Source organism: Faecalibacterium sp. Marseille-Q3530, assembly GCF_017377625.1.
Lineage (GTDB): Bacteria > Bacillota > Clostridia > Oscillospirales > Ruminococcaceae > Faecalibacterium > Faecalibacterium prausnitzii_E.
Genome location: NZ_JAFREH010000025.1, coordinates 1 through 17,553, shown reverse-complemented (window position 1 = coordinate 17,553; position 17,553 = coordinate 1). Strand labels below are relative to the sequence as shown.

The following is a 17,553-nucleotide window of genomic DNA, read 5'->3' as shown; positions in this document are numbered from 1 at the left end:
GGCAGGCGGCGGGGGGCACCGGCCTCCCGCTTGATCAGGCGGAACCGCATGGCATCAGTCCTCCGCGCTGGCGGTGGAGACTGCCCCGGCAGTCAGCGCCTGCCAGAACGCTTCGCCGCCCTTGAGGTTGTCGGCGGTGCCGGAGTTCCAGGCACCGCGCATCCCGACGTAGAACTGCGCCATGTACTCCTGGCTGTCGCCGCCCTGAGCGTGGGTGGTATCGGCCTGGTATTCACCGAGACCCAGACCGGTCAGGGCGGGGCAGTCGGTCCACCGGTAGACCATGTTCCACCAGTCGCCGTCGCTGCCGGGTTCAGGCAGGCTGCCGTCGAGGTAGCGCAGGGTACCGGTGCTCTCTTCAAAGCCCGCCGGGTCGTACAGCAGGAAGACCGCGCTCAGACCGCCCTGCACATCGGCAGCCAGCTTGGTGGTGCCCGCCATGGTCAGGTAGGCTGCGCTCTCGGTCTGGGTCTCCTCGTCGGAGTAGTCCAGCGTATAGACGTTCAGGGTCACGACCACCTTGCCGTCGCCGTTCCGGTCTTCGCCGAATTGGGCAAGCTGGGTCTGGAGCGCGTTCACAGTATCCTCCGGCAGATAGTAGGGAGCCACCACGGCCACATTGTAGTCGGCCTTGGTGGTAAAGAAATACTGCCCGATGAAGTTGTACGCCACAAAGGCCACGGCGATGCCGATGAGGATCACCCACTTCAGGTTATAATCCCACCAGTTGGCCCAGCGTTCTTTCCGGGTATACTGTTTTTCCCGGCGGGGTTTGAGGTCGCCGGGCTGGATGTCGCGTTCGTAACGATAGCTTGCCATAGTTCTCCTTAAAGCTGTGCGAGGATGGTCTGGCGGACGGCTTCGGGCAGCTGTTTCTGCTCTGCCTTGCTCATGCCGACCGTCCGGATGGGCGGCAGGATGCGGATGTGGATGGAACCGGGAGTCGCACGGTTGCCGTGGGCCTCGAACAGGCCGCGGGCACCGGAGATGGCCACCGGCACCACCGGGGCACCGGTCTTGATGGCGATGCGGAACGCACCGGCCTTGAACTCGCCTGCGCCGCCCTCTTCGCCCTTATAGCGGGTGCCTTCGGGGAAGATGACAAAGCTCTTGCCGCTCTCCACGATGGCCGTGGCATCGTTCAGCGCCTTGACGGACGCGCGGATGTCGTCGCGCTTGACGAAAACGCAGCCCAGCAGCTTCATCCAGCGGTTGAGCAGAGGGATCTTTTCCAGCTCCTCTTTCGCCAGGATGCCGTGGGGCGCATCCAGCGCCGCCAGAAGCAGCGGGATGTCGTAGTAGCTGCGGTGGTTGCCCACGAAAACGCAGGGGCCGTCCTTTGGGATGTTCTCCTGCCCTTCCACCACCAGCCGTGCGCCGGTCACTTTCAGGATGCCCCGGCTCCAGTGCGGGATATGCTTGTTGATGATCTGCTCCACGGTATCCATGTCCCCGGCGGCGAGGGCGCGCTCGGCCCGGCGGAGCACACCGTAGTGGACGATCATATAGCCAAACAGATATACAAACATCGCGATCGTGCGAAGAATGCTCATGATACGTTCCTCCTTCTGGCCTGAAAAGCCTGTTTCATTGTACCACACTTTGGGCGAAAATGGGAGCCGAAACACTTTTTTTACAAATGAAGGGCCGGATGGCTTGCAAAATTCACAAAATCCGGGTATATTTATAGAAAGAAAGGTAGCACAATGGGCAGTTCCTTTTCCTTCTGCCCCGCGGCACCGTGCCAAACCAGAAAGGGTTCGAAACAAAATGGGTCTTTTTCCTTCCGCAAATGATTTCCGCAAGGCTGGGCCGGGCGTCGAGAAGGACACCCCCCGCAAAACGGGCATCGGCCGCTTTTTTGAGCTGGTCGGGCGCGACATGTCCGGCATGTTCCTGGCCAATCTGCTCACCTGCATCGGCTTTCTGCCGGTCATCTGCCTGGTGTATGTCGGTTTTCTGATGAACAACCTCACCGTCATGGTGGTCAGCGCCATTGCGGGCGGCATCCTGGCCGGCCCCGCACTGGCGGGCATGTATGACACCGTGCTCCGCGCCCTGCGCGATGAAGCGGGCTACTGGTGGACCACCTACCGCCGCGCGTTCAAGCGGAACTTCAAAGCCGCCATCCTGCCCGGCATCGTCTACTGCACCGTCATCACCATCCAGATCTTCCTCGTCTATTTCTGCTTCAACATGCTATACCACGGAACCAACGTCGGCCTGCCCATGTGGGTGGCCACGGTGCTGAACCTGGTGCTGTTCCACATGCTGTTCGCCTACATGTGGCCGCAGGTGGTCCTGCTGGATCAGCCCTTCCACCAGACGCTGAAGAACTGCCTGAACTGCATGATCGCCTTCCTGCCCCATGCGCTGGCTTCCGCCATCGTGACCATCCTGTTCTGGGGCGTCGTCATCCTGTGCATGCCGCTGGGTATCTTCCTGATGCTCATCTTCGGCTTCTGGTTCCAGACCGAGGTCTGCTGCCAGATCGTCTACGGCGACGTGAACCGCGTCTTCCACATCGAGGAGAGCCTCCAGAAGCTGCACGACGCCGAGCTGGACGCCGCCCTCCGGGAGGAATACGGCGAAGACGAGCCGGACGGCACCGAACACTGATCTTTCACCGATGCGCAAAGGAGAACCGTGCGATGGAACAACGAAATAACCTCGTGTTGCAGGGCACCGAGACCTTCTCCCGCGGCGCGCTGGACAATGTCGCGCTGGAAAGCGGCGCTTTGGTGCTGGACAGCTCCGCCGGGCGGTATCTGCCCTACGGCAGCTACACCACGCCGGAGTTCGCGATGCCGGCTTTCTGCAACCTGAACGTCAGCTGGAACGCCAGCGCCCCTCATAACACGATGGTGGAGGTGCGCTGCCGGGTCTATGCCGGGAACACCTGGACCGGCTGGATGAGCTTTGGCAAGTGGGCCCCGGATTACCCCCGCTGCAGCGTCAACGCCCAGAGCGAGGACGGGATGATCTTCCTGCTGGGGGACACCGTCACCGTGGCCACGCCGGGCGGCGGCACCGGCATCCAATTGCAGGTCAACCTCTCGACCAACGACGACAAATCCACCCCCGCTGTGCGGCTGCTGGCCGCCGCCGTCCGCCCCCTGACCTGGGAAAAACACGAGGGCCGGCCGCTGAACCGGCGGCTTTACCTGCCGGAATACTGCCTCTCCGCCCACGACCCCAGCTTTGGCCGGGAGATGGACCTGCCCCTTGTCATGGCAGCGCTGATGAACCGCTGGGGCGAGGACATCCTGCCCGAAGAGGTGGCCTACGCCATGGAGGACAACGCCACCCGGAGCACCGGCAACGCCGCCTTTGCGGCGGCTGCCGCAGGCTGCTGCGGCTTTCCCTGCTGGCAGGCCTGGATGGACCTGCAGGACCTGCGCACCCAGATCCACGACGACTGCCCCGTTGCCGTCCGGGTCGAGCGCCGCATCCGGGGCCAGCGTGACCCGGTGGGCATCTGGATGGGGCTGCGGGGCTTTGGCCACGACGACGCCGTGATGGCCGATTATGTCCTGCTCAACGACCCCACCGCCGACAGCGACGGCTCCGTCAACTGCACCATGGCGCTGTCGGATTTCCTGCGCTACTTCACAGGCCGGGCCATCGCCCTGCGGCGCAAGCCCAGAGATGCAGCCGCCGACCTGCCCAACCGCGTCCGCTGCGACCTGGCCCGCAGCGAGGATGGCCGCTGCTATTACTTCGAGCAGCGGGGCCAGCGCGACCCGCTGCCGGATGATTTCTCCGGCTGGACTGCCTACACCCTGCACGACGGCATTGCCCATGCCACCACGGCCCACCGGACGTTCCGCCGGATGGAGCGTACCCCGGACGGGGGCCTGTGCTTCCCGCCCGAACAGCTGGCCGCAGGCGGGCGGTGCAGCGTTTACGCCGTAGACCAGACCGGCCGGATGCGGGTCGCGGAAGTCCGCCTGCCCGCGCCGCCCAGACCCCCGGCAGCACCGCCTGCCGCACCTCAGAATGACCCCCAGAGCACCGGGCAGCCGGACCTCTAGGCCCGCCCCCGCCAAACGCTTTCCGGGGATAAAAACTGTTACATAGGAGGAACACATTATGGCAAAGACGATCATCACCATTGGCCGTGAGTACTGCACCGGCGGCAACTACATCGCAGAGGATGTTGCAAATGCTCTGGGCATCAAGCTCTACGACAAGGAGCTGATCACCATGGCAGCCAAACACTCCGGCCTGTCCGAGGAAGCTGTCGCCGCCAGCGAGAAACGCCACACCCACAGCCTGCTGTACAGCCTGTACACCATGGGCAACGAGCTGCCGCTGGGCGATCAGGTGTTCATCCTGCAGAGCCGCATCATCAAGCAGCTGGCAGAGGAAGGCCCCTGTGTCATTCTGGGCCGCTGCGGTGACTATGTGCTGCGGGACCGCAAGGACGTGCTGCGCGTCTTCATCTATGCGCCGGTGGAGTGGCGCCGTGAGCTGGCCAAGACCGACCCTCTGGTCAAGGCACACGACGAGAAGGGCATCAAGGAAGAGATCGAGAAGACCGACCGCAACCGCTCGGCCTACTACAACTACTACACCCAGAACCGCTGGGGTGATGCCCACAACTACGACCTTGCCATCAACGCCGCCCTGGGCCGCGAGACCTGCGTGAAGATGATCCTGGACGCAGTGGCCGCCAAGGAAAAGGCTGCGGAGAAGTAACCGCTCCGGGCTGCAAAGTCAAAAAACAATGATGTTGCGTGGGTAGGGTGCTTTGGCGCTCTGCCCACGTTTCAAGCATAGAGAAAAAACGTCAAACGTCAAAAGGAGAAATCGTGGAAAACAAGCAGACCAATCCCCCCACCGCCCAGGAAAACATCATGGGCACCATGGCCATCAATCCGCTGCTCGTCAAGCTGAGCATCCCGATGATGGTCTCGATGCTGGTCCAGGCACTTTATAATGTCGTGGACTCCATCTTCGTCTCGCATGTCAGCGAAGGTGCGCTGACCGCCGTTTCGCTGGCCTTCTCGCTGCAGAACATGATGATCGCCGTCGGTGTCGGCACCGGCGTCGGTGTCAACGCCCTGCTGTCCAAGAGCCTGGGTGAAAAAGACCAGGAGCGCGCCAACAAGACGGCTGAAAACGGCATCTTCCTGGCGCTGTGCAGCTTTGCTGCCTTTTTCATCATCGGCCTGACCTGCATGAAGCCGTATTTCTATGCGCAGACCAGTGATGTGGAGATCGCCGAGCAGGGCATCCGCTACCTGACCGTCTGTTCCGTGTTCAGTCTGGGCCTGTTCCTGCAGACCATGAGCGAAAAGCTGCTGGCCGCGACCGGCCGCACCAACCTGAGCATGTGCAGCCAGCTCATCGGTGCCATCGTGAACATCGTGCTCGACCCCATCTTCATCTTCGGCTACTGCGGTGAGGCCCTGTCCGGCACCACCGGCGCGGCAGTGGCCACGGTCGTCGGCCAGTTCTGCGGTGCCGGTGCCGCCATCTTCTTCAACCTGAAGAAGAACCCCGACATCCAGATCCGCTGGCACGGCTTCCGCCCCAGTGCAGACGCCATCAAGCGCATCTATGTCGTCGGCCTGCCCAGCATCGCCATGCAGTGCGTCGGCAGCGTGATGACCTTCTTCATGAACCAGATCCTGATGGCCTTCTCGGCCACGGCGGTCGCCGTCTTCGGCGTCTACTTCAAGCTCCAGAGCTTCGTCTTCATGCCCATCTTCGGCATGAACAACGGCATGGTGCCCATCATCAGCTACAACTACGGCGCCCGTAATCCCGACCGCGTCAAAAAGACCATCAAGCTGGCCATGTGCTACGCAGAGGGCATCATGCTCATTGGCTTCTGCCTGTTCCAGTTTGCGCCGGACAAGCTGCTGAGCTTCTTCGCCGCCAGCGACGCGATGCTGGCCATCGGCATCCCGGCCATGCGCACCATCTGCTTCCACTTCCTGCTGGCCGGCATGAGCATCATCCTGTCCTCCACCTTCCAGGCGCTGGGCAACGGCATGTTCAGCCTCATCGTCTCCGTCTGCCGCCAGCTGGTCGTCCTGCTGCCTGCCGCCTGGCTGCTGAGCCAGACCGGCAACGTCAACCTGGTGTGGTGGTCGTTTGTCATCGCCGAGCTGGTCAGCGTGACGCTGAGTTTTGTCTTCTTTGCCCGCCTGGACAAAAAGATCATCGAACCCATGTACAACAAAGCTCCTGCCATGCAGTGAGCGGAGCCGGCATTCTCCAAATTGAGAAAGGAACGTGACTGTTTTATGGGAAAGAAGTTGAAATGGAATCTGGTCCTGATGAGCATCCTTTATCTGGGTCTGGGCATCTTCCTGCTGCTGGTGCCGGGCACCGCGATGAACATCGTCTGCTATGCGCTGGGCGGCGTGGTGCTGGCCTGCGCAGCGGTGCAGCTCGTCCGCTATTTTGCGGTGGAGCGCGGTGTCTTCCAGAGCCAGCTGACCCTGATCTCCGGTCTGGTCTGTCTGGGGCTGGGTGCGTTCCTCATCATCCGCAGCGACATCGTGGTGCGCATCCTGCCCATCGTCTTCGGCCTGTTCGTTATCTTCGACAGTCTGGGCCGCATCCAGAACGCACTGGAGCTGCGCAAGTGCCAGTATCCCAGCTGGAAAGGCTTCCTGCTGCTGGCTGTGCTGAGCATCGTGCTGGGCATCGTCATGATCCTCGACCCCTTCGGCACCATGGAAACGCTAGTCATGGCCATCGGCGTCATCCTCATCGTGGAGGGTGCGTTGAACCTGCTCAGTGCGCTGTACACCGTCATCGCGGTGAAGCGGTTCCTGAAGCTGCACCCGGAGACGCAGTCCATGCTGGAAGCCGTCACCGGGGAAGACCTGAACGGCGACGGCATCGTCGCCCCGGAGGTCGCCCATGCCGATGTGGAAGCCACTGCCGTCGAACTCGACCATGTGGACGAGAGCGCTGAGGTGAAGCAGGAAGACGACCCGTAAAACAAGCCCGCATAAACGCTCCCCATCGGGGGGAAACTGGCCGCAATGCGGCCTGAGTGGTTTTTTATCAAATACAGCAAAGGATTACAGAACAATGGAAAAGTACGATCTGATCATCGTTGGTGCCGGCCCGGCCGGCATCTTTACCGCCGTGGAGCTGCTGCGCCACGGCAGCAAAAAGAAGATCCTGCTGGTGGAAAAAGGCAAGCCGGTGGAAAAGCGCCACTGCCCCAAGGCAGAGCTTGGCCACTGCGTCAACTGCCGCCCCACCTGCGCCATCACTACCGGCTTTTCCGGTGCAGGTGCCTTCTCGGACGGTAAGCTGAGCCTGTCCTATGAGGTCGGCGGCGACCTGCCCAGCCTCATCGGCGAGGAGTTCGCTCAGGAGCTTATCGACTACACCGACAAGATCTATCTGGAGTTCGGCGCAGACCCCCATGTGGAAGGCATCTACACCGGCGAGGAGATCAAGGAGATCCGCAAGAACGCCATCCACGCCGGTCTGAAGCTGGTGGACTGCCCCATCCGCCATCTGGGCACCGAAAAGGCCCAGCAGCTCTATCTGGCCATCCAGAACTATCTGGCCGACAACGGCGTCGAGATGCTTTTCTCCACCGAGTGTGAGAACATCATCCTGGAAGACGAGGTCTGCAAGGGCGTGTATCTCCGCGCGGGCAGCGACAGCGAGCCCCGCGCCGTCTATGCCGACACCGTCGTCATCGGCACCGGCCGCCGCGGCGCGGACTGGCTGGAAAAGATCTGCGCCGAACACCACATCGCCCACAAGCCCGGCACCGTCGATATCGGCGTCCGCGTCGAGTGCCGCAATGAGGTCATGGAGAAGGTCAACAAGGTGCTGTATGAGTCCAAGCTCATCGGCTACCCCAAGCCCTGGAAGAACAAGGTCCGCACCTTCTGCCAGAACCCCGGCGGTTTCGTGGCGCAGGAGAACTACGACAATGACCTGGCCGTCGTCAACGGCCACAGCTTCAAGGAGAAGAAGAGCGAGAACACCAACCTCGCCATCCTCGTCTCCCACAACTTCACCGAACCGTTCAACCAGCCCATCGCCTACGCACAGAAGGTGGGCGAGCTGACCAACATGCTGGGCGCAGGCCACATCATGGTCCAGCGCTACGGCGACATTCTGGACGGCAAGCGCACCTGGGCCAAGGAGCTGGCGCAGTCCAACGTCAAGCCAACCCTGAAGGACGCGGTGGCCGGTGACATCACCGCCGCCATGCCTTACCGCGCCATGACCAATATCATCGAGTTCATCAAGATGCTGGATATGGTCGTGCCCGGCTTTGCCGCCAACGAGACCCTGCTCTACAGCCCGGAGCTGAAGTTCTACTCCAACAAGGTCAAGATGGATGAGAACCTCGACACCAACATTCAGGGCCTGCACTGCCTGGGCGATTCTTCCGGCTGGACCCGCGGCCTGATGATGGCGTCCGTCATGGGCGTGCTCATGGGCCGCAAACTGGCCGAAAAGGAAGGCTGCTGATCCCCGGAACTCACGATCCCCCGTGCGATTTGCATGGGGGATCTTTTTGCCGTTTTTTGCCCGGATTTGCCAAACTGGCGGTGTTCCGGTCCTGTTCAGCCTTCTTCACGGAAATAATTGATTTTTTTCGCGAAAACTGCTACACTAAGAAAAACTCCACTGAAAGCGCTTCATAGATGTAGGGAGGTATCTTCTATGCGCGATTCTCCGGGAAGCGTCGTCACGCTGCTGTGTTCTGGCATCCAGCTTTACAGCGCGGAACGGCGCATTGCAGACTGCATCCTCAACGATGTGAAATGGGCGTCTGTGGTCACCTCGGCCCAGCTTGCCCGTGCCAGCCAGTCCTCGGAAGCCACCGTCACCCGGCTGTGCCACAAGCTCGGCTTTGACAACTACCGCAAATTCCAGCTGGCACTCGCGCGGGATGTGATGGACCAGCAGGAGACGGAGACCCAGCGCTCCACCAGTCCGGACCCCTTGCGGCAGGCCCTGCAGTCGGTGCAGGCCAACCGGCAGGAAGAGGTGCGCGCCACCATCCAGGCACTCAATCTGCGCCAGTTGCGGAAGGCGATGAGTGTCCTGCGCAGCGCGGAGCTGATCGAGGTCGAAGCCTCCGACAACAGCCTGCCCGTGGCCATGGATGCGTCGCTCAAGCTCGGCAGCCTAGGCAAGCGCTGCATGACCAGCGCCGTGCCCGGCCGGACCAGAGCCTTTGCCGCCACCCTGACCGAGCGGGACGCCCTGCTGCTCATCTCGAACTCCGGCCGCAGCGAGCGCCTGCTGGAAACGGCCCGCGCCGCCCACGAACGGGGTGCCTCGGTCCTGCTCATCACCTGCGACCGCCGCTCCCCTCTGGCCGCGCAGGCAGACCACCTGCTGCTGGCCTCCAACCGGGCGCAGCGCATTGTGGCGACCGACCCGGTCCCATCCCTGCTCTCGTCGGCCCTTCTGGTCGAGGTGCTGTACTACCTGCTCCTGACCGAAGAAGACCTCTGACCAACAAAAAAGGGCCCTCTGCCAACCGGCAAAGGGCCCTTTTTCTGCTTACTTACGCATGGAAGACATACTGGTCCATCCGGCGGAAGGCTTCCTCGATGCGGGAACGGGGCGAAGCCAGGTTCATCCGCAGATGGCAGGGGCCGTGGAACATCTTTCCGTCCTGCACGGCTACGCCGACCTCCCAGCAGGCCTTTTCCACATCGTCGATGGTCTTGCCGTGAGCAGCGCACCAGTCGGTGCAGTCCACAAAGAGCATATAGGTGCCTTCGGGCTTGGAGACCGTGACGCCCGCAAAGTGCTGCTCGATGTAGTCGCAGGCAAAGTTCACATTGCCGCTCAGCACCTCGCAGAGCTCGTCCGTCCACTCATAGCCTTCGGGCTGATAGGCGCCGATGAGGGCGTGCATGGACAGCACGTTCATCATGTTGTAGTGGTTCAGGCTGGACTCTTTCTCGATGCGGTCACGCCACCAGTTGTTGTACACGATATGGTAGCTGCCCACGAGACCGGCCAGGTTGAAGGTCTTGGAGGGCGCATAGAAGGCGGCGGTGCGCATCCGGGCATCCTCGCTGACGGACTGGGTGGGGGTGTGCTTGTGGCCGTTCAGGATGATGTCCGACCAGATCTCGTCGGAGACGACGTAGACGTCGTACTTTTTGAACAGCTCCATGGCCTTTTCCAGCTCCCAGCGCTCCCAGACGCGGCCGCAGGGGTTGTGGGGGTTGCACAGGATGGCCGCATGGATATGCTCTTCCTTCAGATGCTTCTCCATGTCCTCAAAATCCATCCGCCAGACGCCGTTCTCGTCCTTCACCAGCGGGGAATGCACGGCCTCGTAGCCGTTGTTCTTCAGGCTCCTCGTGAAGCCGATGTAGGTGGGGCTGTGGATCAGGATCTTGTCGCCGCGGGAGCAGACGCAGTTCAGCGCACTGATGACGCCGCCCAGCACACCGTTCTCGTAGCCGATGTGTTCCGGCTTCAGGCCGGTGACGCCGTTGCGCTTCTCATGCCACCGGATGATGCTGTCGAAATACGCATCCGTGGCTTGAAAATAGCCGAAGGCCGGGTGTTTTGCACGCTCAATGATGGCTTCTTGGATGGTGGGCACGGTGGGGAAGTTCATGTCGGCCACCCACATCGGGATAGCGTCAAAGCCCGCCTTCGGGGGAGCCGGGGAGAAGCCGTCGCCCTTCAGGCCGTCCACTGCGATGGCGTCTCTACCGCGGCGGTCCAGGATGGAAGTAAAATCGTATTTCATAAGTGCGCTCCTTCTCAAAAATTTTATCTGGCCCCACCTTAACACATTTGGGAGCCGGATGCAACCGCCCGCCGGGAAGTTGAAAAAATCGTGCGGAAAAATCACGAATTTCTACGATAAAAAAGAGCCTTCCGGCCCTGAAGTGAACCCCAAAAGTCAGACAAAAATAAGAAATAGAGCAATTTTCAAAATGAAAGCACTTTTTGGGGCGATAAGGCACAAACAAGGCACATTCTAGCCAAATTTCAGGATTCTGAAAACAAAGAAAGCCACGATAAAACCGCATTTGTAAACGGTTTATCGTGGCTTTTCTTGTGGTCGGAGTGGCGAGACTCGAACTCGCGGCCTCCTGCTCCCAAAGCAGGCGCGCTACCAACTGCGCAACACCCCGGAAAAATACTATCATAGTATACTCTTTTTTGCGGCGTTCGTCAATCCTGAAGTGCGCATCTTCACGCTCCCGCTGTTTGTGCGCATTTTTATAAGAAAATCCGGTTGCAAAGGCCGAAAGGAATGGTCTATAATGGGAGCTGAGAAGCGGCCAGGAGCCGTTCGATTGCCAAAGTGAGGAGACCGGAATGAACGAGCAGAAAACGCGCCTGCGGAATGCGGGCTTTGTGACTTTCTTTTTCAGCGGCATCTGCGCCATTTCCAGCGGCGTGGTGGTCAGCCTGCTGCAGGAACAGTATGGGTTTGCCTACGGCATGACCGGGACGCTGCTCTCTCTGATGAGCATCGGCAACCTGCTGGCGGGTTTTCTGACCGGTGTGCTGCCGGGTGTGCTGGGGCTGAAACCAAGCATCCTGCTGCTGACCATCGGGTACACCGTCGGCTACGGGATCATGGGCTTTACCGGGGCGGAAGTCCTGCTGGCGGCGGTATTCTTCCTTGTGGGCGTTGCCAAGGGCAGCGCCATGAACGCCTGCACCATCCTCGTCAGCGACAACTCTGCCGACCGCACCCGCGGCATGAACCTGATGCACAGCTGCTATGCCTGCGGTGCGCTGCTCTGCCCGTTCCTCATCGCAGCGGCGGCGCGGGTCAGCACCGCACTGGCGGTGTTCCTGCTGGCGGCGCTGGGCGTGGTGCTCTGGCTGGTCTACTGGAAGACCCCGATGGAAGGTAAGGTCAAGGACCGGAAAGCGGCCATCGACTGGAGCTTTCTGCGCTCCGGCCGGTTCTGGCTGCTGACGGGCCTGCTCTTCTGCCAGAACGCGGCCGAGCAGAGCGTGACCGGCTGGATGGTGACCTATTTTAAGGGCAGCGGCATCATTGCGGGCACACTGGCTGCCTATACCGTGACTGTGATGTGGGGAGCCACGCTGGTGGCTCGGCTGCTCATTGCATTCGTGTTCCCATTCAAGTCCCCGCGCAAGGCGATGGTGGTCATGGCTGTGACCTGCACCCTGTTCTATGTGCTCCTGATGCGGGCCGACAGCCAGCCGGCCGCGATCCTGCTGTTGTTCGCCTTCGCGTTTGCGATGGCAGGTATGAACCCCACTGCAGTGGCCAGCGCGGGCAGGATGACCAGCGTGACCAGCATGGGTATCATGCTGCCCGCTGCGTCCAGCGGTGCCATCCTGATGCCCTGGGTCATCGGCCGTGTGGCAGAGCGCGCGGGCCTTGCCGCTGGAATGGCGATGAACATCCTCCCCTGCATCGGGCTGTGCGTGTTTGCGCTGCTGGTCGCCCGGATGAAGGAAGAGTGATGACCGGAGAGGAGGACGAACCGCTTATGGCTCGATGCCTCTTGCTCTGGCGCTGAACTCGCAGCCGCAGTAGTCCTGTCGGTAGAGGCCGTACTCCTCGGATAATTGCAGGCTGCGCAGATAGCCGTTGTGCTTTTTGAAGTCGGAGGGCAGGTGCTTGACGCCGAATTCGGCTTCGAGCGCCTGCCCGATCTCGTTGATCCGTCTGGCGTCCTTATGGGGGCTGATGGACAGGGTGGTGGTGAACCACGCGAAGCCGTGCTCCTGGGCGTACTGTGCGGCCCGGCGCATCCGCAGCCGGTAGCAGACTGTACACCGGTTCCCACGCTCTGGTTCCTGCTCCAGACCGGCGACGGCGGAATAGAACTCCTGCGGGTCGTAGCGGTCTTCCACGACGGTCACGCCCAGCGGGTGGGCCGCCGCCACGAAACGCTCCAGCTCCTCGCCGCGGCGGTGGTATTCCGCAGCAGGCCAGGTGTTGGGGTTGTAGTAGAGCACGGTGATCTCGAAGTGCTCGCACAGCTGCTCCAACACGGCGCTGGAACAGGGGCCGCAGCAGGCGTGGAGCAGGAGCTTCGGCCGGGCGGGGCCGAGCGTTTTCAACACTTCGTCCATCTGTTGTGCAAAATTCAACTGCTTTGACATAAAACGCATCCTTTGATATACTGATAAAATCGTGAAGCTTATCTTCGTACAACCTCTCCGTCATTGCTTCGCAATGCCACCTCTCCTTGTAGGAGAGGCCTTGGCAGTCCTCGCAAAGTTCCCAGTTTCGCCAGAGGCTCCCCTACTAGGGGAGCTGTCGAGCGTGAGCGAGACTGAGAGGTTGTACAGAGGAAAACTAAATCTATTATAGCACACTTTTGAATAAAAGAGGAGAACTTCGATGACGAATGAAAAGATCGCCCGCATCAATGAGCTGGCGCGCAAGAGCAAGACCACCGGCCTGACCGAAGCCGAAAAGGCGGAACAGCAGGCCCTTCGGCAGGAGTATGTGGCCGACGTCAAAGCCAGCCTGCGGGCCCAACTGAACAACACCTCCATCCAGGAGCCGGACGGCACCATCCACAAGATTGGGAAAAAGAACTAAAAATGGAACGTCGGGTTTGTGCAAGAATTTGCGCAGACCCTCTTTTTTTGCCCGCCGAATCGTGCTATACTATACTTGTACTGTTATGACTGCTTGACAGTGCGGTACAAGATTCCCAAGGTGGCGTATCCCGCGCAAAGTGCGCGGAAAAGGCTGTCTTTTGAAAAGGATAAAGAGGTCATTTATTATGCTTACTGCAATTACGGGTATCAACTGGGGCGACGAGGGCAAGGGCCGCATGGTCGACCTGATCAGCCAGGAGTACGACATCGTTGCACGGTATCAGGGCGGCAACAACGCCGGCCACACCGTCAAGAACGAGCGCGGCAAGTTCGTGCTGAACCTGCTGCCCTCCGGCATCCTGCGCCCGGATGTTGTCTGCGTGATGGGCAATGGTATGGTCATCGACCCGCACCATCTGGACGGCGAGATCAACAAGCTGCGCGAGCAGGGCATCTCCATCACCCCCGAAAACCTGAAGATCTCCGACCGTGCGACCATCACCATGCCGTACCATGTGGCACAGGACGGCCTGGAAGAGGCCCGTCTGTCCAAGACCGGCGCACAGTTCGGCTCCACCAAGCGCGGCATTGCATACGCCTACGGCGATAAGTACATGAAGAAGACCCTGCGCATGGGCGACCTGCTGCATCTGGACGAGTCGGTGAAGAAGCGCCTCGTGACCATGGTCGATTCCAAGAATCTGGTCATGGAGGGCAGCTACAATGCCGAACCCATCCGCGTGGATGAGATGTGGGCATGGCTGGAAAAGTATGCCGCCATCTTCAAGGATTACATCTGCGATGTGGGCCAGTACCTGGCCGATGCAGATGCCGCCGGGAAGAAGGTCCTGTTCGAGGCCCAGCTGGGCGCTCTGCGCGACATCGACTTCGGCATCTACCCCTACACCACCTCTTCCAACGTCATCGGTGCCTATGCTCCCATCGGTGCCGGCATTCCGGGCCACAAGCTGACCAACTCCATCGGCGTCATGAAGGCTTACTCTTCCTGCGTCGGCGACGGCCCCTTTGCCGCTGAGCTGGCCATGACCGAAGAGGAAAAGCACGACCTGCGTGAGGCTGGCCACGAGTATGGCGCAGCCACCGGCCGTCCCCGCCGCGTCGGCCCCATCGACCTGGTGGCAAGCCGCTACGGTGTCTTCTGCCAGGGCTGCGACGAGGTCGCGCTGACCCTGCTGGACGTGCTGGACTATCTGGAGAAGATCCCCATGGTCACGGCTTATAAGCTGACCGACGGCACCACGACTACCCGCTTCCCCATGGGCGAGGCTCTGGATACCGCACAGCCCGTGGTGGAGTACCTGCCCGGCTGGCACTGCGACATCACCGCAGCCCGCAAGTGGGAAGATCTGCCCAAGGAAGCACAGGCCTATGTGGAGTACCTGGAAAAGGCTGTCGGCTGCAAGATCACTTATATTTCGGTCGGCGCAGAGCGCGAGGCATACATCCATCGCGCCTGATCTGCTCTGCCTTCCCGGACCGCAATCGAAAAGGAAGCGTCACTTATGTTTGATATCATTACAGACAGCGCCTGCGACCTGACCCCCGAAACGGCGGCCAGGCTGAATGTTGAGGTCATCCCCTTCTATGTCTCGCTGGACGGCGAGCACTACCGCAAAGAGGGCAAGGAGATCGCGGTGCGGGACTTCTACCAGTTTATGGTGGACAATCCTTCGGCATACCCCAAGACCAGCCTGCCTTCGCTGGAAGACTTCGAGACGGCGTTCCGCGCTCATGCCGCGGCGGGCCGCCCGGTACTCTGCCTCTGCTTCACCAGCAAAATGAGCGGCTGCGTGGGCAGCGCCCGCAATGCCCGTGAGCTGGTGCTGGAGGATTACCCGGACGCGAAGATCGAGGTCATGGACACTACGGCGGCGACCGTCACCGAGTCCATCGTGGTGGAAAATGCCGTGGCCATGCGCGACGGCGGCTGCACACTGGAACAGACCGTGGACTGGCTGAGCGCAGAACGTGCGACGAACCAGATCTTCTTCACGGTGGGCAACCTCGACTACCTCATCAAAGGCGGACGCATCGGCAAGGTCACCGGCCGTGCGGCCAACATCCTGGGCATCAAGCCGATGATCCTTTTCAAGGAAGGCGAGATTTTCTCCGGCGGTGTGGCCCGTGGACGCCAGAAGAGCTTTGAAAAGGCGCTGGAACAGCTGATGGCTTACCTGGACGAGCGGAATGCGACCCCGGATGATTACTGCATCACCGTGGGCTATGGCTACGACGAGGAAGAAGGCAAGCGTCTGTGGATGCAGACCCGCGCTGCGCTCCGCGCCAAATATCCCACCAGCAAGTGCGAAGTCGGCCTGCTGCAGATCGGCTGCACCATTGCCGTCCATACCGGCCCCTATGCGCTGGGCATGGGCGTCATGCGCCGCTGGAAAAAGCAATGAAACGATAAAATGAAATCCCCGCTGTTTCATCTCGAAACGGCGGGGATTTTTTGTGTGCGGTTCAGGAGAGCCGCAGGCTGTCCAGCACGGTGTCCACAACATCCAGCGGCACCTGGCCGGGGGCGCTGGCGGTGCCGGGGTTGGCAAAGGTCATGGCCGAGCCGAAGGCCTCGCCGCACAGGCGGCTGACGGCGCCCAGCGCTCCCATGCTCATGGTAATGACAGGCGTTTCGGGGTGGTGGTCGGCCATCTCGGCCGTCGCGGCCAGCAGCTCCAGCACATCGGTGCGGCAGGTGGGCATAACGGCCAGCTTGGGCAGGTCGGACCCGGCCTGCTGCATCCGGACCATCCGCTCCACGAGTTCGGCGCGGGGCGGCGTCTTCTGGAAATCGTGGCTGGAACAGACCACCTTCACCCCGGCGGCGTGGGCGGCTGCGATCCATTGGGGCAGGCGTTCCCCGGCAGAAAAGAACTCGATGTCCAGCAGTTCGGCGCAGCCGGAAGCACAGACGGCTGCGCAAAAAGCCGCGTACTGGTCGGCGGTCAGGGCCGCTTCGCCGCCCTCGGCCTGGGTGCGGAAGGTGACGAGCAGCAGCTTCTCGCCCAGCGCAGCCCGCAGCCCGCGCAGGCAGCGGCTCAGTGCGTCGGCGTCCAATGCGTCGGCGAACCAGTCGGCCCGCCATTCCACACAATCGGCGGAACTTGTGGAAAACGCAGCGGCTTTTTGCAGGATGGCGGCTTCGGTGCGCTCTACGATGGGGACGATGACCTTGGGGCGTCCCTCCCCGATGCAGCAGCGGCGGATGGTGATAGATGACATGGCAGACCCCTCTCTTTCCTTCTTATAATAGAGGGGCGCGGCGGGACTTGTCAAGTCCGCAGCGATTTGTTGGTTTCTTTTTGTGAAAATTGGCCCTTGTGGAACGCTGCGAAATCCAGTGCAATAAACCCAGCGAAGGCAGAGCGGCCCACATCCGGGCGGCTCTGCTTTTTTGTAAGGGATAAGGATTTCTTTATATAGAACAGAGAAAGCAGAAAGCGCCTGTGCGGCTCAAACGCATGGACGCTTTTATTGCGCCAAAGGAGACGCAAGTTCCGCACAAAAAACTGGTAAAAAGGCCGAACTGAGAAAAAAGGGCAAAAAAGTTGAAAAAAGGGGTTGCCAAACGGGCGGGTGTATGGTATTATACTTGAGCGCCAAGCGCTGAGACAAAAGAATGACTTCTGAAGTCCCAGCTGAGAAGCGAAAGAAAAGAACCAATAGACGCCGAGAAGTTCCGGTTTGTTCCGAGAAACTTGAAGTGATCCAAGTTCAGAACGTTCGAAACGCTTCGAAAAAAGTGCTTGACAAAAAATCACTTCTGTGATAAAATAATTAAGCTTTCAGCCGGTTGGCTGAGGCGCACAGGACCTTGAAAATTGAACAATATCGAAAAACTTGTAACGGAACCTATTTTCGTGTTGGAAAAACACGTAAAACAATTCCAAACAAAGTAATTCACACAGGACGCAAGCGATTGCGTGCTGAGCGAAAAAGATTTAACACTTTTTAAGTGATAAATATCATTTATAAAGAGTTTGATCCTGGCTCAGGACGAACGCT

General features: G+C 60.3%; 16 protein-coding genes and 1 tRNA gene. 11 read left to right on the top strand and 6 right to left on the bottom strand.

All coding sequences use genetic code 11. From position 1 onward, the window contains the following. Positions 1-54 precede the first annotated feature (54 nt). Together J3350_RS13460 and J3350_RS13455 are read right to left on the bottom strand one after the other, a co-directional pair. Entirely contained in the window at positions 55-819 is a 765-nt protein-coding gene (locus J3350_RS13460; RefSeq protein ID WP_207686979.1) for a hypothetical protein, read from the bottom strand. 8 nt (positions 820-827) lie between these two features. Further along, a complete protein-coding gene (locus J3350_RS13455; RefSeq protein WP_097791835.1) occupies positions 828-1,553 on the bottom strand; it encodes a 1-acyl-sn-glycerol-3-phosphate acyltransferase in 726 nt (241 codons plus the stop codon). A gap of 217 nt (positions 1,554-1,770) precedes the next feature. Between J3350_RS13455 and J3350_RS13450 the strand changes: the two genes are divergently transcribed. From J3350_RS13450 to J3350_RS13420, 7 genes are all read left to right on the top strand, one after another. Further along, positions 1,771-2,619, top strand: a complete 849-nt coding sequence (locus tag J3350_RS13450; protein WP_097791836.1) for a DUF624 domain-containing protein — start codon at positions 1,771-1,773, stop codon at positions 2,617-2,619. A 32-nt stretch (positions 2,620-2,651) separates the two neighbouring features. Further along, positions 2,652-4,034, top strand: a complete 1,383-nt coding sequence (locus tag J3350_RS13445; protein WP_207686978.1) for a hypothetical protein — start codon at positions 2,652-2,654, stop codon at positions 4,032-4,034. 58 nt (positions 4,035-4,092) lie between these two features. After that, a complete protein-coding gene (locus J3350_RS13440) occupies positions 4,093-4,701 on the top strand; it encodes an AAA family ATPase (RefSeq protein ID WP_097791838.1) in 609 nt (202 codons plus the stop codon). Positions 4,702-4,859: 158 nt separating this feature from the next. After that, the gene (locus J3350_RS13435) at positions 4,860-6,212 is read left to right on the top strand and encodes an MATE family efflux transporter (protein WP_242700298.1); all 1,353 of its coding nucleotides are present in this window, start codon (positions 4,860-4,862) and stop codon (positions 6,210-6,212) included. Between the two features lie 45 nt (positions 6,213-6,257). Then, the gene (locus tag J3350_RS13430) at positions 6,258-6,962 is read left to right on the top strand and encodes an HdeD family acid-resistance protein (RefSeq protein WP_207686976.1); all 705 of its coding nucleotides are present in this window, start codon (positions 6,258-6,260) and stop codon (positions 6,960-6,962) included. A gap of 94 nt (positions 6,963-7,056) precedes the next feature. Then, complete coding sequence (locus J3350_RS13425; protein WP_097791841.1) at positions 7,057-8,469, top strand: NAD(P)/FAD-dependent oxidoreductase; 1,413 nt, start codon at positions 7,057-7,059, stop codon at positions 8,467-8,469. 195 nt (positions 8,470-8,664) lie between these two features. Further along, on the top strand, positions 8,665-9,465 hold the full coding sequence (locus tag J3350_RS13420; protein WP_207686975.1) for a MurR/RpiR family transcriptional regulator: 801 nt from the start codon (positions 8,665-8,667) through the stop codon (positions 9,463-9,465). A 52-nt stretch (positions 9,466-9,517) separates the two neighbouring features. Here the strand turns inward: J3350_RS13420 and J3350_RS13415 are convergent, their stop codons facing one another. Then, positions 9,518-10,726: a MalY/PatB family protein gene (locus tag J3350_RS13415; RefSeq protein ID WP_207686974.1), complete on the bottom strand. Its 1,209-nt coding sequence runs from the start codon at positions 10,724-10,726 to the stop codon at positions 9,518-9,520. A gap of 315 nt (positions 10,727-11,041) precedes the next feature. Beyond that, a tRNA-Pro gene (locus J3350_RS13410) sits at positions 11,042-11,117 on the bottom strand. A gap of 187 nt (positions 11,118-11,304) precedes the next feature. Here J3350_RS13410 and J3350_RS13405 point away from each other — a divergent pair. Then, positions 11,305-12,435: a sugar MFS transporter gene (locus J3350_RS13405; protein ID WP_207686973.1), complete on the top strand. Its 1,131-nt coding sequence runs from the start codon at positions 11,305-11,307 to the stop codon at positions 12,433-12,435. Between the two features lie 24 nt (positions 12,436-12,459). Here J3350_RS13405 and J3350_RS13400 read toward each other — a convergent pair whose 3' ends face one another. Further along, positions 12,460-13,080 carry an epoxyqueuosine reductase QueH gene (locus J3350_RS13400; RefSeq protein WP_370569331.1) on the bottom strand — a complete coding sequence of 207 codons (621 nt, stop codon included), beginning with the start codon at positions 13,078-13,080 and terminating at the stop codon, positions 12,460-12,462. Positions 13,081-13,321: 241 nt separating this feature from the next. Here J3350_RS13400 and J3350_RS13395 point away from each other — a divergent pair, with 241 nt between their 5' ends. The 3 genes from J3350_RS13395 (at position 13,322) to J3350_RS13385 (ending at position 15,950) form a co-directional block, all read left to right on the top strand. Then, complete coding sequence (locus tag J3350_RS13395) at positions 13,322-13,525, top strand: DUF896 domain-containing protein (RefSeq protein WP_097791847.1); 204 nt, start codon at positions 13,322-13,324, stop codon at positions 13,523-13,525. Positions 13,526-13,712: 187 nt separating this feature from the next. Further along, a complete protein-coding gene (locus J3350_RS13390) occupies positions 13,713-15,005 on the top strand; it encodes an adenylosuccinate synthase (protein WP_207686971.1) in 1,293 nt (430 codons plus the stop codon). A gap of 45 nt (positions 15,006-15,050) precedes the next feature. After that, the gene (locus J3350_RS13385) at positions 15,051-15,950 is read left to right on the top strand and encodes a DegV family protein (RefSeq protein WP_097791849.1); all 900 of its coding nucleotides are present in this window, start codon (positions 15,051-15,053) and stop codon (positions 15,948-15,950) included. 61 nt (positions 15,951-16,011) lie between these two features. Here the strand turns inward: J3350_RS13385 and aroD are convergent, their stop codons facing one another. Further along, a complete protein-coding gene (aroD, locus tag J3350_RS13380) occupies positions 16,012-16,770 on the bottom strand; it encodes a type I 3-dehydroquinate dehydratase (protein ID WP_207686970.1) in 759 nt (252 codons plus the stop codon). Positions 16,771-17,553 lie beyond the last annotated feature (783 nt).

What these genes read in the sequence shown, in the direction of transcription:
- J3350_RS13460 (WP_207686979.1), bottom strand. Translation starts at nt 819, where the DNA reads ATGGCAAGCTATCGTTACGAACGCGACATCCAGCCCGGCGACCTCAAA.
- J3350_RS13455 (WP_097791835.1), bottom strand. Translation starts at nt 1,553, where the DNA reads ATGAGCATTCTTCGCACGATCGCGATGTTTGTATATCTGTTTGGCTAT.
- J3350_RS13450 (WP_097791836.1), top strand. Translation starts at nt 1,771, where the DNA reads ATGGGTCTTTTTCCTTCCGCAAATGATTTCCGCAAGGCTGGGCCGGGC.
- J3350_RS13445 (WP_207686978.1), top strand. Translation starts at nt 2,652, where the DNA reads ATGGAACAACGAAATAACCTCGTGTTGCAGGGCACCGAGACCTTCTCC.
- J3350_RS13440 (WP_097791838.1), top strand. Translation starts at nt 4,093, where the DNA reads ATGGCAAAGACGATCATCACCATTGGCCGTGAGTACTGCACCGGCGGC.
- J3350_RS13435 (WP_242700298.1), top strand. Translation starts at nt 4,860, where the DNA reads ATGGGCACCATGGCCATCAATCCGCTGCTCGTCAAGCTGAGCATCCCG.
- J3350_RS13430 (WP_207686976.1), top strand. Translation starts at nt 6,258, where the DNA reads ATGGGAAAGAAGTTGAAATGGAATCTGGTCCTGATGAGCATCCTTTAT.
- J3350_RS13425 (WP_097791841.1), top strand. Translation starts at nt 7,057, where the DNA reads ATGGAAAAGTACGATCTGATCATCGTTGGTGCCGGCCCGGCCGGCATC.
- J3350_RS13420 (WP_207686975.1), top strand. Translation starts at nt 8,665, where the DNA reads ATGCGCGATTCTCCGGGAAGCGTCGTCACGCTGCTGTGTTCTGGCATC.
- J3350_RS13415 (WP_207686974.1), bottom strand. Translation starts at nt 10,726, where the DNA reads ATGAAATACGATTTTACTTCCATCCTGGACCGCCGCGGTAGAGACGCC.
- J3350_RS13405 (WP_207686973.1), top strand. Translation starts at nt 11,305, where the DNA reads ATGAACGAGCAGAAAACGCGCCTGCGGAATGCGGGCTTTGTGACTTTC.
- J3350_RS13400 (WP_370569331.1), bottom strand. Translation starts at nt 13,080, where the DNA reads ATGTCAAAGCAGTTGAATTTTGCACAACAGATGGACGAAGTGTTGAAA.
- J3350_RS13395 (WP_097791847.1), top strand. Translation starts at nt 13,322, where the DNA reads ATGACGAATGAAAAGATCGCCCGCATCAATGAGCTGGCGCGCAAGAGC.
- J3350_RS13390 (WP_207686971.1), top strand. Translation starts at nt 13,713, where the DNA reads ATGCTTACTGCAATTACGGGTATCAACTGGGGCGACGAGGGCAAGGGC.
- J3350_RS13385 (WP_097791849.1), top strand. Translation starts at nt 15,051, where the DNA reads ATGTTTGATATCATTACAGACAGCGCCTGCGACCTGACCCCCGAAACG.
- aroD (WP_207686970.1), bottom strand. Translation starts at nt 16,770, where the DNA reads ATGTCATCTATCACCATCCGCCGCTGCTGCATCGGGGAGGGACGCCCC.